The organism is Stenotrophomonas sp. EMP41 (genome assembly GCF_047495535.1).
Taxonomy (GTDB): Bacteria; Pseudomonadota; Gammaproteobacteria; order Xanthomonadales; family Xanthomonadaceae; genus Stenotrophomonas; species Stenotrophomonas sepilia.
Map to the genome: position 1 here is coordinate 4,185,415 of NZ_CP179923.1, position 13,346 is coordinate 4,198,760.

Below are 13,346 nucleotides of genomic sequence, written 5' to 3' on the forward strand. Positions count from 1 at the left end.
CCCTTTCCGCGAGGAAAGGGCTCTGACCCCGAACCCCGCGTTTTGCACTACATTGGTGCAATGTCCGACCCCGCACCCCCGCCGTCCCTCGATGCCCTGGGCACGCCGCTGGCCTGGGCCGGGGCCGATGGCCGCATCATCGGCTGCAACCCGGCCTTCGGGCGCTGGCTGGGCGTCAGCGGTCGCCGCCTGCTGGGCCAGCCACTGGCCGCACTGGAAGTGCAGGGCGAAGCCCTGGCCCACTTCCTGGCACGCGATGAGCGCGACAGTCTGCGCCTGAACCGGCTGGCGCTGGCGGTGCCCGGCGAGGCGCCGCGCTTCGCCGAGGGCTGGATGAGCCGGCGCGACGATGGCGGCTGGTTGCTGGAGGCGCATCCGGTCGATGAATTCCCCGGGCTCGACCCGACCCAGGCCCTGCCCAGCGCGCTCAGTGCAGCGCTGAAGGGGCTGGCCCATGAGCTGCGCAACCCGCTGGCCGGGTTGAAGGGCGCGGCCCAGCTGCTGGCCCGCCGGGCCGCACAGCGCGATGCCAGCGAACGCGAACTGATCGAGCTGATCGGCTCGGAGATCGAACGTCTCAACGGCCTGCTCGACCAGCTGCTGTCGCCGGCCCCGGCCGCACCCCACGCCGAACTGAACATCCATGCCGCGCTCGAGCGCGTGCTGCGCCTGGCCGAGAACGAGGCCGGCTGGGCGGTACGCCTGCAGCGCGACTACGACCCCAGCATTCCCGAGTTCCATGGCGACGTCGACCGCCTCACCCAGGCGGTGTGGAACCTGGTGCGCAACGCGATCCAGGCCGGTGCCGGCAGCATCACCCTGCGCACCCGCGTGGAGCATGGCGTGCGCATCGCCGAACACCTGCACACGTTGGCCTTGCGCCTGGAAATCGCTGACGACGGCCGTGGCGTGCCCGAGGAACTGGCCGAACACCTGTTCCTGCCGCTGGTCAGTGGCCGTGCCGAAGGCACTGGACTCGGCCTGGCATTGGCCCAGCAGGTGGCACGCGAGCATCGCGGCACGCTGACCTACCGCTCGCGTCCGGGCCATACCGTGTTCACCCTGCTGTTGCCGATCGGCAACGGCGCCGCTCCGGCCGAGGAGGCCCCGCGCGATGTCTGAGTCCCCCACCACCGCGCAGCGCATCTGGGTGGTCGACGATGACCGTGCCGTGCGCTTCGTGCTGTGCACCGCGCTGCGCGAGGCGGGTTACCAGGTCGTCGATTTCGACAGCGCCGCCCCGGCCCTGCAGGCGTTGAGCGAGGGCCCGCCGCCGGCCCTGCTGTTCACCGATGTGCGCATGCCCGGCGACGATGGCCTGGTGCTGCTGGACAAGCTCAAGGCCGCGCTGCCGCAGCTGCCGGTGGTGGTGATGTCGGCCTACACGGATGTCGCCAGCACGGCCGGCGCGTTCCGCGGCGGCGCGCATGAATTCCTGTCCAAGCCGTTCGACCTGGACGATGCGGTGGCGTTGGCGCAACGCGTGCTGCCGGCGGTTGCACCGGCCATGGCAGCGCCCACCCCTGCGCTCGAAACCGGCAGCGACCAGCCGCCGCAGCTGGTCGGTGATACACCGCCGATGCGCGCGCTGTTCCGCGCCATCGGTCGCCTGGCGCAGGCACCGCTGGCGGTGCTGATCACCGGCGAGACCGGCACCGGCAAGGAGCTGGTGGCCAATGCGTTGCATCGCGAATCGCCGCGCGCGCAGGGTCCGTTCGTCGCGCTCAACACCGCTGCAATCCCATCCGAGCTGCTGGAAAGCGAGTTGTTCGGCCACGAGGCCGGTGCCTTCACCGGTGCGCAGCGCCGCCATATTGGCCGCTTCGAGCAGGCCAACGGGGGCACGCTGTTCCTTGATGAGATCGGCGACATGCCGCTGCCGTTGCAGACCCGGTTGCTGCGCGTGCTGGCGCAGGGCGAGTTCTTCCGCGTCGGCGGCCGCGAACTGATCCGCGTCGATGTGCGCGTGGTCGCCGCCACCCACCAGGACCTGGAAGGGCTGGTCGCACAGGGGAAGTTCCGTGCCGACCTGCTGCATCGCCTGGACGTGGTGCGCCTGCAGCTGCCGCCGCTGCGCGAGCGCCGCGAGGACATCGCGCAGCTGGCCAGCACCTTCCTGGCCGCCGCCGCACGCAGGCTGGACACGCCACCGAAGCGCCTCACCGCCGCGGCCCTGCAGGCGCTGCGCGAACACGACTGGCCCGGCAACGTGCGCGAACTGGAAAACGTGTGCTGGCGGATGGCCGCGCTGGCCGCCGCTGACACCATCGGCGTGGCCGACGTCGATACCGCGCTGAACCGTACGCGGGGCCGTCGCGGCAGCATCAGCGCTGCCGATCCAGGCCAGTGGGAAGCGCTGCTGGCCGAATGGGCGCGCCGCCAGCTGGCCGAAGGCGTGGAAGGGCTGCATGCGCAGGTGCGCGAGCGGGTCGACCATGCGCTGCTGGAGGCGGCGCTTCAGATTACCCATGGCCGCCGCGCCGAAGCCGCTGCCCGCCTGGGCCTGGGCCGCAATACGCTTACCCGCAAGCTGGGCGCCGGGCGCCGCCGCGGGGGCCATTGAACGGTCCCTGCACGCGATCCTCGCGCCCGCTTGCCGAACCGTTGATCGTTCATGGACGATGCAATGCTTAGTGTCACCTGCAAGGAGTCTTCGATGCGTCTGTCCTTTGCCATCCTCCCGTTGTCCGCCGCCGTGCTGCTGTCTGCCTGTGGCAGTGCGCCGAAGAAGGCTGAGCCCACGCCGCCTCCGCCGACCGTGGTCAGTGCTGCGAAGCAGGGCGAGGCCAATCTCGCGCCGGCCTCGGCCAGCATCGTCAGTGGCCGCATCGCGCTGATGGTGGAACCCGGTGGCATCCACATCACCGGCCTGGTCGGTGGCCTGCAGCCGATGCAGCAGGCCGGCTTCCACATCCATGAGCGCGGCGACTGCAGTGCGGTGGATGCCAGCAGTGCCGGCAATCACTTCAATCCCGGTGGCGCTGCGCATGGCCGCGCCGGCACCGGCAAGCACCACCTGGGCGACATGGACAATCTGCGTGCCGATGCCCAGGGCCGCGCCAACGTCGATATCCACCTCAAGGGGGTTACCCTTGGCGGAGGCGCCGCCACCGATATCGCCGGACGCGCACTGGTCGTGCATGCCAACGCCGACGACTATCGCAGCCAGCCCGCCGGCAATGCCGGCGTCCGCATCGCCTGTGGCGTGATCCGGGTCGTCCGCTGATCACTGCAGGCATCATCGAGGGAGAGATTCCAATGCGTCTGATCCACACTTCGCTGTTTGCGGCCATCGCCGCGCTGGGCCTGGCGGCCTGTAACCAGCAGCCCGCCGCGCCGCAGACTGAAACTCCGCCGGCCGCGCCGGCTGACGGCGCCACCACCGAGCCGGCTGCAACTCCTGAACCGGCTGCGGCACCGGCGGCCGATGCTTCGGCAACGGCCGAGCTGGTACCGACCCAGGGCAACGAGACCAAGGGCAGCGTCACCTTCAAGGTGGTTGATGGCAAGGTCCACGTGACCGGCCAGATCACCGGCCTGAAGCCAGGCAGCGAACATGGCTTCCACATTCACGAGAAGGGCGACTGCAGCGCGCCGGACGGCATGAGCGCCGGCGGCCACTTCAACCCGGGCAAGCAGGATCACGGCAACGTCGCCACCGATCCGCACCACGGCGGCGACATGCCAAACATCAAGGCCGACGACAAGGGCGTGGCCACCATCGACGGCCCGGTGTCGAGCAACGTCAACATCGGCAAGGGTGATGACTTCGACATCATCGGCCGTGGCCTGATCGTCCACGCCGATGCGGACGACTACAAGACCCAGCCAACCGGCAACGCCGGCGCGCGCCTGGCCTGTGCGGTGATCCAGAAGGCCCCGTAAGAAACAAAGAACGCCGGCGCAAGCCGGCGTTTTTCCTGATGGGTAGTGCCGGCCGCTGGCCGGCAATCACAGATCCGGAGGTGCCGGCCAGCGGCCGGCACTACCCACAGATCACCCGGATCAGCGCGCCAGCAGTTCGCGCGCGTCCTGCCCGGCCTCGCAGTGCACGAACAGTACCGGCACGCCGTGTGCTTCCAGCACCGCAGCCATCTGTCGCTGGCGCATCAGGAACTGCTCGTAGATGCCCTGCAGGCGATCGCAGTCGTTCTTGCTGTGGCTGTAGTGCGCGCACCACCCGGCCGGGTCGAACAGCGCCATGCGTGCTTCGCCATGCGTATAGCGCAGCAGCGGCTCGGGCGCGGCATTGAGCCACTCGTCCTCGCCCGGCGCCATGATCGCGGTCTCGATCAGCGGCCACAGTGCGGCCAGGCCCTGGTTGTCGTACTGCATCGACATCATCGCGGCCAGGTCGTTCACGGTGAAATAGCGCGCGTGCTCGATGCGGGCACCGAAGGTGTTCTGCGCCATCAGCGCGGTGTCGGCATGCGCCATGCCGTTGGCCAGCAAGGTTTCTTCCAGCGCATCGGCGACCGCGTTGGTGGTGGCTACATCGCTGCCGGTCAGCAGGAACGGCACCACGCGCAGGCCACCGCCCACCAGCGTGGCATCGGCCTGGAACGGCAGTGGCACGTCACCCTCGGCATCGGTACCGAAGGCCAGCAGGCGCGGGCCCTGGTTGCGGCCCGGGGCACGCATCTGCAGCTCTTCCAGGCGGCGATGGATCGGCCAGCCCGGACGCAGCACTTCGGCCGGGTCGAAATGCGCGGCGGCGAACACCAGGTCCAGCTCGGCGACCTGCGGCACCAGCTTGGCCAGGTCACGGCCGACGCGTTCGGCCAGTTCACCGGCCTGTTCAGCGCTGAGCACCGCCTGGCGGGGGATTTCGCCGCCGGCCAGTTCCAGGGCCAGCACGCCAAGGGCATTCATCGCGGGGTCGGGTTTGCTCATGGTTCCACGGTTGGCCCATCACAGGGCGGCAGCTACACTTGGCTCCATTATGCCTGCTCCGTCGTGCAGGCCATGTTGCAGACACCCTCATCCATGCCAGGTATCTCCATGCCCAACGCTCGTCCCGTCGCCATCCTCGGTGGCGTCCGCATTCCGTTCTGCCGCCAGAACACCGCGTATTCGGATGTCGGCAACCTCGGCATGTCGGTCCGTACGCTGGGCGCGCTGGTCGAACGGTTCGGCCTGCATGGCCAGCAACTGGGTGAAGTGGCGATGGGCGCGGTGATCAAGCATTCCAGCGACTGGAACCTGGGCCGCGAAGCGACGCTGTCGTCCGGCCTGTCGCCGCTGACCCCGGGCATCACCCTGCAGCGTGCCTGCGGCACCTCGCTGGACAGCATCATCACCGTTGCCAACAAGATCGCACTGGGGCAGATCGAATCGGGCATCGGTGGCGGTTCGGACACCACCTCCGACGTGCCGATCGTTTACGGCAAGAAGCTGCGTGCACGCCTGCTGGCGGCCAACCGCGCCAAGAGCACCGGCGACAAGATCCGCGCGCTCACCGCTGGCTTCAAGTTCTCCGAGCTCAAGCCCGAGTTCCCGGGCGTGGCCGAGCCGCGCACCGGCAAGAGCATGGGCGACCACTGCGAGGACATGGCCAAGGAGTGGAACATCTCGCGCGACTCGCAGGACGAGTGGGCGGTGTCGTCGCACAAGAAGCTGGCCGCCGCCTACGAGCGTGGCTTCTTCAACGACCTGATCGCACCGTTCCGTGGCGTCGAGCGTGACAACATCCTGCGCCCGGATACCTCGCTGGAAAAGCTGGCGACGCTGAAGCCGGCGTTCGACAAGGTTTCCGGGCGTGGCACGCTCACCGCCGCCAACTCCACCCCGCTGACCGACGGTGCCGCTGCAGTACTGCTGGCCAGCGAAGAGTGGGCACGCGCGCATGGCCATGAACCCCAGGCTTACCTGCGTGACGCGCACGTGGCCGCGGTGGACTTCGTGCATGGCGAAGGCCTGCTGATGGCACCGACCATCGCGGTGCCGGAAATGCTCAAGCGCAACGGCCTGACCCTGCAGGACTTCGACATCTACGAGATCCACGAAGCCTTTGCCGCGCAGGTGTTGTGCACCCTGCGTGCGTGGGAGAGCGAGGATTACTGCCGCAACCGCCTGGGCCTGGACGCGCCGCTGGGCCGCATCGACCCGGACAAGATCAACCTGCTGGGCTCGTCGCTGGCCACTGGCCATCCGTTCGCTGCTACCGGCGCCCGCGTGATCGCCACGGCAGCCAAGCAGCTGGCCGAACGCGGCGGTGGCCGCGCACTGGTGTCGATCTGCACCGCCGGCGGCATGGGCGTGGTGGCGATCGTCGAACGCTGAGCATCACGGTAGTGCCGGCCGCTGGCCGGCAGCGCTGGTACGAAAACGCCGCCCAATGGGCGGCGTTTTTTTTTGCATCGGTGGGTGCCGACCGTTGGTCGGCACGCTTCACGGCAACCGCGGATTGCCGAATTCGTCGCGCTCTTCGTTGGCGTCATACACTGGCGGCTGCACCGCGATCGGCTGCTCTTCCACCGTGGCACGCAGCGGCGCTTCGCTGCCGCGCACCAGCGCCACGCTGTCCTCGCCACGCTGCAGGCGCAGGGCATTGGCCAGGCACTGTGCGGCCAGCGCGTGTTCGCCACGCTGGGCGAACAGTTCACCCAGCGCTTCCCACGCTGGTGCACCGGCACCCGCGGCGATGGCCTCGTGCAGGAACGCATCGGCGGCCTCCCACTGCTGCTGGGCCAGGGCCACGCGGCCCTGCGCCAGGCGCAGCGCGGCCGAGCCGTCATGTACGTTGCGCCAGCGAGCGAGGTTGGCCTGGCGGGTGGCCAGGCGCTCGGCCGGCAGGCGGCCATACAGCGCCACCAGTTCGTCATCCCAGCGCTGGTCCAGGGCCTGTTCCAGCGCCAGCAGCGCAGGCTCGTCCCAGTCCAGCGCCACGGCGCGGCTGGCATAGGCGCCCACCACGTCCGGGGTCGGGCGCAGCGCCTTCGGCGTGGCTTCCCATTGCGCGGCCAGTGCGTTGACGTCGGCCGCTTCCAGCAGCGCCTGTGCGGCCAGTCGTGCTTCCAGTTCGCTGTTCGCGTCGGCCGGCAGCACCTTGCTCTGGCGCAGCGCACCCAGCTGGCCATACGCTTCGTGGGCGCGGCCGGCCTGTGCCAGCGCTTCCGTACGCAGCCACAGGCCGCGTGGCGGCAGCGGCTGGATCGCCGCTACGTCCAGCGCGTTGATCGCATCGACTGGCAGATCGCGCGCCAGCAGCTGTTCGGCGCGCAGCAGCGCCTGCAGGGTGGCGTCACTTTCGCCCAGGCGCTGCAGCAGCGCCTCTCCGGCGGGGCCGTCGGCCCGTGCCTGCGCGCTGCGCACGGCGGTGGCCAGTGCCACCGCGCTCACTTCCGGGTCCCTGGCGGCGCCGTCCAGCAGTTTTTCCGCGCGCTGCCACTGGCCATGCTCGTAGGCCTGCAGGCCGTCGATCAGGCGCACCCGGCCCTGCTTGCGGCGGTAGCGGCCCCAGGCACGGAACGGTGCAGCGATCAGGCTCCACAGCAACCACAGCACCAGCACCGTGATCACCGCCAGCAGCGCTACCTTCGGCAGGTTGCTGTGATAGTCGTAGCCGCCGTAGCGCAGGGTCACCTCGCCGAAGCGGTTAAGGTCATCGGCGCCGAGCCATTGCGCGGCGACTACGCCGATGGCCACGGCCAGCAACAGCACGACCAGGGATTGCAGGGGTTTCATGCGGGCTTACCTCCGGTCGGTCTGGGTGCGCAGTTGCTGCAGGGTGCTGCCAAGAACAGCGTCGCTGGCCTGCAGCGGAAGTTCACGCAGGGCCTTCAGTTCAGCACGTTGTGCGCGCAGGGCCGGTGAATCCGGCCAGCGCTGCTGTGCCCACTGTTCCACGCGGTCCAATGCGGTGTTGCGGCCCGCGCGGTCGCCGCGCTCGATCGCGGCGCGCGCCAAGGTCAGTTCCAGCTGCAGCGCATCGTCGGCGTTGCGCTGTTCGGCGGCAGTCAGTGGGCCGTTCTGGCGGCTCGGGGTGATGTCCACGAACGGTGCCAGCGTGGCCTGCCACCAGGGCTTGGCGGTGCTGCTGCCGGTCGTGCCGGTGATCTGCGAGGGCAGGCCCTGCAGCGCCCGGGCCACAGCATCCAGGCGCTGCAGCGACTGCACGCGCGGGCCGCTGCCGAGCGCATCCAGTGCCTCGCGCTCCTGCACCAGCGCCTGGCGCAGGTTCAGTCCCTCAGTGTCGGGCAGTTCGGCCAGCGCGGTGGCGGCCTGTGCATACAGGCGGCGTGCGCCGTCCACGTCGTCGGCGTAGTTCAGGCGCTGTGCGGCCTGGGTCAGCAGCAGCTCGGCCTCGTCGCGCTGCACCGCCTGGCGACCCTGGTTGGCGCTGTCGGCCAGCTTGGCCAGGTTCTCTTCCAGCAAAGCGCTGCGCTGCGAGAGCCCCAGCATCTCGTCGCGCAGCACGCGGTTGGTGGTCGCCGCGTCCTGCAGGCGCTGGCTGGTCGCACGCTGGTCACGGCGCAGCGCATCCAGCGTGGCCTCCAGGCCCTTCAGCTGTACGGCCGTGGTCTGTGCCTGCGCTTGCTGTTCGCGCTGTTGCTGCTGCCAGACGTACCAGCCGGCATAACCGCCCGCGCCGAGCACGACCACGGCGGCCAGCGGCAGCAGCCAGCGCACGGGTCGATGGGGTGGGGTTGCGGGCGGAGTATCGTTCATCGGGCTTCCTTGTCGGCAACGTCGCCGGTCGGGGTGCCGGCAGGCTGCGTTGTGCACAGCATCACCGTTGCCGACGGCAGCGGCAAGCGTGATCCACGTCCCTGTTCAGGTCGCTGCCGGGACGGTGAGCGTCGCGTGTGCAGCGGCCGCCAGCTGCGCAGCGGTGGGGCCGGCGCTGCGTGTGATGCGCTGCAGGCCGAGCGCCTGCGCCTGTTCGCCGAGGCGGTCACTGGCAACCACCACGCGGGCAGACGCCCGCAGGCGCTGCTGCCCGGCCGGCGGAAGCTGTTGCCAGAAATGCTGCAGCGCTTCGCCACTGCTCACGGCCAGCACCCACGGCTGCGCTGAATGCGCCAATCGAGCCAGCGTTCGCGGGGGCAGTCGCAGCAGGCGACGCTGGTAGACGTCGGCCCGTTCGATCGTGGCGCCGGCTGCGTGCAGCTGCGCAGCGATCAGGCCTCGCCCGCCGGGGGCGGTCACCAGGCCGATGCGCAGGCCGCGTACGTCGGCCAGCACCGGCATCGCCAGCAGCCCCTCGCTGTCCATCCGCTGCGGCGCATGCACCTCGTCGACGCCCAGTGCCTGCAGGGCACGCGCAGTGCCGTCGCCCACGGTCAGCCACGGGCTGCACTGCGCTTCGGCCAACGGCAGCAGCGATGCCGCTGCGGCGACAGCGGCCGGGCTGGTGAACACCACCCGGTCGCAGTTCAGCGCGCGTTGCAGCTGGCGCACCACAGCCGTGCCATGCAGGCGCTGCAGGCGCCAGGGCGCCAGGGCCAGGACATTCCCGCCCAGCCCGGCAACGGCGCGGCGCAGCGCCACGTTCTGGCCCCGCGGGCGCAGCGAGATCAGGGTCCAGCGCGCGCCGGAACGGGTGGCGCCAGTGGGTATCGTATGGTCGACCATTGCCTGCATTATGCGGGCCCTTCGTTGTCGTGGTCGCTGCTCCGATGTCCGTTGATGCCCTGACTTCCTCGTTGGCCGCCCTGCAGGACGTGCTGGACTGCATGCCGGCAGTGCGCGCCATGCAGATCCGCCTGGATGGCTATGCCGATGGCGTGCTGCGCATCACCGCGCCGCTCGCTGCCAACGTCAACGACAAGGGCAACGCCTTCGGCGGCAGCCTGGCCTCGGTGCTGACCCTGTCCGGCTGGGCCTTGGTCAGCCTGCGCCTGCGCCTGGCCGGCCACGATGCCGAGGTCTACGTGGCCGACAGCAACCTGCGCTACCTGGCCCCGGTCTACGAAGACCTGCACGCCCACGCCGAAGCGGCCGAGGCCACCGGCTGGGACGCCTTCCTGAACACCTTCCGGCAGCGCCGCAAGGCCCGCATCAGCATCATCGCCACCCAGCCCGGCGCCGATGGCCGGCCTGCCGCCGAGTTCAGCGGTCGCTTTGTTGCCTTCGCCAAAGGGTAGGATGGCAGGCTGACGTCCTGGGGAAACCACCGATGCGCCGCCTCATCCAGTTCCTGATCTGTTCCCTGCTGCTGGTCAGCACCGTGGCCTCGGCCGACGACCTCAGCCGCAAGCAGCGCAAGTTGCTGGAAGAGACCCAGATCGCCTACGGCGCGACCATCCGCTGGGGCAGCATGGACGATGCCATCGGCTATCTCGACCCCAAGCTGCGCAAGGAAAAGCCGCCCACCGAGTTCGAGCTCAACCGTTACGCGCAGCTGCGCGTGTCGTCCTATCGCGAGCGCAGCAGCGCCTCGCTGGACGGTGGCCTGGTCGAGCGCCGGGTTGAGATCGGGGTGATCAACCAGAACACCCAGGCCGAGCGCACCGTGGTCGTGGTCGAGCGCTGGCGCTGGGACCCGGAGGCCAAGCGCTGGTGGCAGACCGCCGGCCTGCCGGACCTGTGGAAGGGGCAGTGACGGGCCGCGTCCGGCTTGTGCGACAATCGGTGCCCGCTTAATCGACCCGTGACCTGAGTGAATTACGAAGAGTTGCTGGCCTTTGCAGGCCGAAACCCGATGCTGTCCGCGGCCCTGGTCGGCCTGACCGTGGCCATCATCGTCACCGAGATCCGCCGCCTGTTCCGGGGCTTCAAGGGCATCAAGCCCGCCGAACTGACCCAGCTGATCAACGCGGGCGGCACGGTGGTGGTCGACCTGTCGGCCAGCGGTGACTTCGAAAAGGGCCACATTGCCGGCAGCCGCAATGCCCAGGCCAGTGCCTTCGGCCCGGAAAACAAGCTGGTGGCCAATGCCAAGCAGTCGCCGGTGGTGCTGGTGTGCCGCAGCGGCAACGCTTCGGAAACCGCCGCCAAGGCGCTGAAGAAGGCCGGCTTCGAAAAGGTCTACGTGCTCGATGGCGGCATTCCCGCCTGGCAGCAGGCCGAACTGCCGCTGGTCAAGGGCCGCAACTGATTGTCGCAGGTGGCGGATCCGGCCTTGTCTGGGCCTGGTCCCGCCCCCATCGCAGTAGTTCGACCATCGTTTTCATTGCATTCACCTGGAGTTACTGGAAATGTCCGAAGAGATCACCAACGGCGCCGCTGCGCCGGTCGATGCCGCTACCGGCCCCGCTTTCACCGTCGAGAAGATCTACGTCAAGGACGTCTCCTTCGAGTCGCCGAACGCGCCGACCATCTTCAATGACCAGGTGCAGCCGGAGCTGCAGCTGAACCTGAACCAGCAGGTGCAGCGCCTGGGTGAGAACGCCTTCGAAGTCGTGCTGGCCGTGACCCTGACCTGCCAGGCCGGTGAGCGCACCGCCTACGTGGCCGAAGTGAAGCAGGCCGGCGTGTTCGGCCTGGTCGGCCTGGACCCGCAGTCGATCGACGTGCTGCTCGGCACCCAGTGCCCGAACATCCTGTTCCCGTACGTGCGCCAGCTGATCAGCGACCTGATCCAGGCCGGCGGCTTCCCGCCGTTCTTCCTGCAGCCGATCAACTTCGAAGGCCTGTACGCAGAAACCCTGCGCCAGCGCCAGGAGCAGGGCGACGCACCGTCGCTGGCTGACTCCGAGCCGGCCGGCAACGCCTGATTCCTGCCGCGACGTCACGGATGAGCACTCCCGCTGACAAGATCGCCGTGCTGGGCGCCGGCTCCTGGGGAACCGCGCTGGCCAGCCTGCTCGCACGGCACGGTCACCCGACCGTGCTGTGGGGGCGCGATGCTGCCGTGGTCGACGCCATCGACCAGCGCCACGAGAACCCGCGTTACCTGCCGGGCATCCCGCTGCCGGACAGCCTGCGGGCTACCACCGACCTGGCGTCGGCGGTGCAGGGCGCGGCCTGGATCCTGGTGGTGACGCCGTCGCACGCGTTCGGCGAGACCGTGCGTGCGTTGGCGCCGCTGCGGCCGGCCGGTGCCGGCGTGGCCTGGGCCACCAAGGGCTTCGAACCCGGTTCGGGCCGTTTCCTGCATGAAGTGGCGCGCGAAGTGCTGGGTGAGGATGTGCCGCTGGCCGTTGTCACCGGGCCGTCGTTCGCCAAGGAAGTCACCCAGGGCCTGCCGACCGCGATCACCGTGCACGGCGACATACCCGAGTTCGCGCAGACGGTGGCCGAGGCGATGCATGGCCCGGCGTTCCGCGCCTACACCGGCGACGACATGGTCGGTGCCGAGCTGGGCGGCGCGATGAAGAACGTGCTGGCCGTGGCCACCGGCGTGGCCGATGGCATGCAGCTGGGCCTCAACGCCCGTGCCGGCCTGATCACCCGTGGCCTCAACGAGATGCTGCGCCTGGCCGCTGCGATCGGCGCCAAGCCGGAAACGTTGATGGGCCTGGCCGGCCTGGGCGATCTGGTGCTGACCTGTACCGGCGACCTGTCGCGCAACCGCCGCCTGGGCCTGGCCCTGGGCCGCGGCCAGACGCTGCAGGATGCGGTGCGCGAAATCGGCCAGGTGGTCGAGTCGGTGCAGACCGCCGATGAAGTGATGCGACAGGCGCGCCGTCATGGCATCGACCTGCCGATCTCCGACGGTGTGCGTGCCGTGCTGCATGGCGAGCAGACCCCGGAAGAAGGCCTGCGCGCACTGCTGGCGCGGGAACAGAAACCGGAGTATCCGGACACGCTGTTCAAGTGAATCGAAAAACCCCGGCCACGTGCCGGGTTTTTTTTTGTGCGCGTGCCATCCACACATGGCGTGGATCTACGACGGAGCCTGCTTCTGGTAGCTGCCAACCTTGGTTGGCGCCCGGTAACGCCGGGCCATGCCCGGCGGAATCCATCACCGCGCCCGTGGCGGCGCGCTGGTGTTGTCCATGTCCGAAAAGATCAGCCACGGCCCATCACCCGCGCGCCTCAACGTGAGCGTGAACTTGCCGGTATCGCCCACGGTGTTGCCGTAGCCGTACGCACCAATGATGCAGCCCGTGTTGCCCTCCATCGAATACGCCAAGGCACGCAGCCGCAACGGACTGCTGCCCTGGCCGTCATACGCGGCCTCGATCGCACTGCGGCCGCGCACCGGCGGCTGGTTGCTCTGCAGCACAAAGCCATCCTCGGCGAACAGCGCAGCCAGTGCCCTGGCATCACCCGTGCGCCACGCCTGCTCGTAGTCGCGCAGTACACGGTCCAGCGGCGCGGGCAGGGCTGCATCCGGGAGAGGTTGTGCAGGCTTCGCGCTTTCTGCATCGTGGGCAATTGCCGGCGATGCCATCAGCAGGGCACCGCAGAAGATCATGGCGAGTCGTGTGCGGCGCATGCGTCCAGGCCCTGGCGAT

General features: G+C 69.2%; 15 protein-coding genes. 10 read left to right on the forward strand and 5 right to left on the reverse strand.

Going from position 1 to position 13,346, the window contains the following annotated elements:
- The first annotated feature begins 60 nt into the window (after positions 1-60).
- The 4 genes from ACMGRF_RS19090 to ACMGRF_RS19105 all read left to right on the forward strand — a co-directional run bounded on the left by ACMGRF_RS19090 (position 61) and on the right by ACMGRF_RS19105 (position 3,885).
- Positions 61-1,122 carry a two-component system sensor histidine kinase NtrB gene (locus ACMGRF_RS19090; protein WP_414485483.1) on the forward strand — a complete coding sequence of 354 codons (1,062 nt, stop codon included), beginning with the start codon at positions 61-63 and terminating at the stop codon, positions 1,120-1,122.
- Positions 1,115-2,563, forward strand: a complete 1,449-nt coding sequence (gene ntrC, locus ACMGRF_RS19095; RefSeq protein ID WP_049416552.1) for a nitrogen regulation protein NR(I) — start codon at positions 1,115-1,117, stop codon at positions 2,561-2,563. Before ACMGRF_RS19090 ends, ntrC begins: the two co-directional genes overlap by 8 nt.
- Positions 2,564-2,656: 93 nt before the next feature.
- Positions 2,657-3,226, forward strand: a complete 570-nt coding sequence (locus ACMGRF_RS19100) for a superoxide dismutase family protein (RefSeq protein ID WP_049439225.1) — start codon at positions 2,657-2,659, stop codon at positions 3,224-3,226.
- Positions 3,227-3,258: 32 nt separating this feature from the next.
- Entirely contained in the window at positions 3,259-3,885 is a 627-nt protein-coding gene (locus ACMGRF_RS19105) for a superoxide dismutase family protein (protein ID WP_100479066.1), read from the forward strand.
- Positions 3,886-4,005: 120 nt separating this feature from the next.
- On the opposite strand, the gene ACMGRF_RS19110 is transcribed toward ACMGRF_RS19105, so the two are convergent.
- Positions 4,006-4,893 carry a hypothetical protein gene (locus ACMGRF_RS19110; RefSeq protein ID WP_049439230.1) on the reverse strand — a complete coding sequence of 296 codons (888 nt, stop codon included), beginning with the start codon at positions 4,891-4,893 and terminating at the stop codon, positions 4,006-4,008.
- A gap of 93 nt (positions 4,894-4,986) precedes the next feature.
- On the opposite strand from ACMGRF_RS19110, the gene ACMGRF_RS19115 reads away from it, so the two are divergent.
- Positions 4,987-6,282 (forward strand): acetyl-CoA C-acetyltransferase, encoded by a 1,296-nt coding sequence (locus ACMGRF_RS19115; protein WP_005420942.1) that lies wholly within the window; start codon positions 4,987-4,989, stop codon positions 6,280-6,282.
- Positions 6,283-6,390: 108 nt separating this feature from the next.
- On the opposite strand, the gene ACMGRF_RS19120 is transcribed toward ACMGRF_RS19115, so the two are convergent.
- From ACMGRF_RS19120 to ACMGRF_RS19130, 3 genes are all read right to left on the reverse strand, one after another.
- Complete coding sequence (locus ACMGRF_RS19120; RefSeq protein ID WP_099488158.1) at positions 6,391-7,686, reverse strand: heme biosynthesis HemY N-terminal domain-containing protein; 1,296 nt, start codon at positions 7,684-7,686, stop codon at positions 6,391-6,393.
- Between the two features lie 6 nt (positions 7,687-7,692).
- The gene (locus tag ACMGRF_RS19125) at positions 7,693-8,670 is read right to left on the reverse strand and encodes a uroporphyrinogen-III C-methyltransferase (RefSeq protein WP_414485484.1); all 978 of its coding nucleotides are present in this window, start codon (positions 8,668-8,670) and stop codon (positions 7,693-7,695) included.
- 105 nt (positions 8,671-8,775) lie between these two features.
- The gene (locus ACMGRF_RS19130; protein ID WP_414485485.1) at positions 8,776-9,585 is read right to left on the reverse strand and encodes a uroporphyrinogen-III synthase; all 810 of its coding nucleotides are present in this window, start codon (positions 9,583-9,585) and stop codon (positions 8,776-8,778) included.
- A gap of 35 nt (positions 9,586-9,620) precedes the next feature.
- On the opposite strand from ACMGRF_RS19130, the gene ACMGRF_RS19135 reads away from it, so the two are divergent.
- From ACMGRF_RS19135 to ACMGRF_RS19155, 5 genes are all read left to right on the forward strand, one after another.
- Positions 9,621-10,088, forward strand: coding sequence for a YiiD C-terminal domain-containing protein (locus ACMGRF_RS19135; RefSeq protein WP_049439234.1), 468 nt, complete (start codon positions 9,621-9,623; stop codon positions 10,086-10,088).
- 32 nt (positions 10,089-10,120) lie between these two features.
- Complete coding sequence (locus ACMGRF_RS19140; RefSeq protein WP_049416565.1) at positions 10,121-10,546, forward strand: hypothetical protein; 426 nt, start codon at positions 10,121-10,123, stop codon at positions 10,544-10,546.
- A 57-nt stretch (positions 10,547-10,603) separates the two neighbouring features.
- Positions 10,604-11,041, forward strand: a complete 438-nt coding sequence (locus ACMGRF_RS19145) for a rhodanese-like domain-containing protein (protein WP_049416566.1) — start codon at positions 10,604-10,606, stop codon at positions 11,039-11,041.
- Positions 11,042-11,141: 100 nt separating this feature from the next.
- Positions 11,142-11,660, forward strand: coding sequence for a protein-export chaperone SecB (secB, locus tag ACMGRF_RS19150; protein WP_005407596.1), 519 nt, complete (start codon positions 11,142-11,144; stop codon positions 11,658-11,660).
- A 20-nt stretch (positions 11,661-11,680) separates the two neighbouring features.
- Positions 11,681-12,706, forward strand: a complete 1,026-nt coding sequence (locus ACMGRF_RS19155) for an NAD(P)H-dependent glycerol-3-phosphate dehydrogenase (RefSeq protein WP_049439236.1) — start codon at positions 11,681-11,683, stop codon at positions 12,704-12,706.
- Positions 12,707-12,850: 144 nt separating this feature from the next.
- Here the strand turns inward: ACMGRF_RS19155 and ACMGRF_RS19160 are convergent, their stop codons facing one another.
- Positions 12,851-13,327, reverse strand: coding sequence for a YybH family protein (locus ACMGRF_RS19160; RefSeq protein WP_414485486.1), 477 nt, complete (start codon positions 13,325-13,327; stop codon positions 12,851-12,853).
- Positions 13,328-13,346: the final 19 nt, after the last annotated feature.

Excerpts from the sequence above, each read along its gene's own strand:
- ACMGRF_RS19105 (WP_100479066.1), top strand. The coding sequence starts at position 3,259 with ATGCGTCTGATCCACACTTCGCTGTTTGCGGCCATCGCCGCGCTGGGC.
- ACMGRF_RS19130 (WP_414485485.1), bottom strand. The coding sequence starts at position 9,585 with ATGCAGGCAATGGTCGACCATACGATACCCACTGGCGCCACCCGTTCC.
- ACMGRF_RS19155 (WP_049439236.1), top strand. The coding sequence starts at position 11,681 with ATGAGCACTCCCGCTGACAAGATCGCCGTGCTGGGCGCCGGCTCCTGG.
- ACMGRF_RS19120 (WP_099488158.1), bottom strand. The coding sequence starts at position 7,686 with ATGAAACCCCTGCAATCCCTGGTCGTGCTGTTGCTGGCCGTGGCCATC.
- ACMGRF_RS19160 (WP_414485486.1), bottom strand. The coding sequence starts at position 13,327 with ATGCGCCGCACACGACTCGCCATGATCTTCTGCGGTGCCCTGCTGATG.
- ACMGRF_RS19090 (WP_414485483.1), top strand. The coding sequence starts at position 61 with ATGTCCGACCCCGCACCCCCGCCGTCCCTCGATGCCCTGGGCACGCCG.
- secB (WP_005407596.1), top strand. The coding sequence starts at position 11,142 with ATGTCCGAAGAGATCACCAACGGCGCCGCTGCGCCGGTCGATGCCGCT.
- ntrC (WP_049416552.1), top strand. The coding sequence starts at position 1,115 with ATGTCTGAGTCCCCCACCACCGCGCAGCGCATCTGGGTGGTCGACGAT.
- ACMGRF_RS19100 (WP_049439225.1), top strand. The coding sequence starts at position 2,657 with ATGCGTCTGTCCTTTGCCATCCTCCCGTTGTCCGCCGCCGTGCTGCTG.
- ACMGRF_RS19140 (WP_049416565.1), top strand. The coding sequence starts at position 10,121 with ATGCGCCGCCTCATCCAGTTCCTGATCTGTTCCCTGCTGCTGGTCAGC.
- ACMGRF_RS19125 (WP_414485484.1), bottom strand. The coding sequence starts at position 8,670 with ATGAACGATACTCCGCCCGCAACCCCACCCCATCGACCCGTGCGCTGG.
- ACMGRF_RS19110 (WP_049439230.1), bottom strand. The coding sequence starts at position 4,893 with ATGAGCAAACCCGACCCCGCGATGAATGCCCTTGGCGTGCTGGCCCTG.
- ACMGRF_RS19135 (WP_049439234.1), top strand. The coding sequence starts at position 9,621 with ATGTCCGTTGATGCCCTGACTTCCTCGTTGGCCGCCCTGCAGGACGTG.
- ACMGRF_RS19115 (WP_005420942.1), top strand. The coding sequence starts at position 4,987 with ATGCCAGGTATCTCCATGCCCAACGCTCGTCCCGTCGCCATCCTCGGT.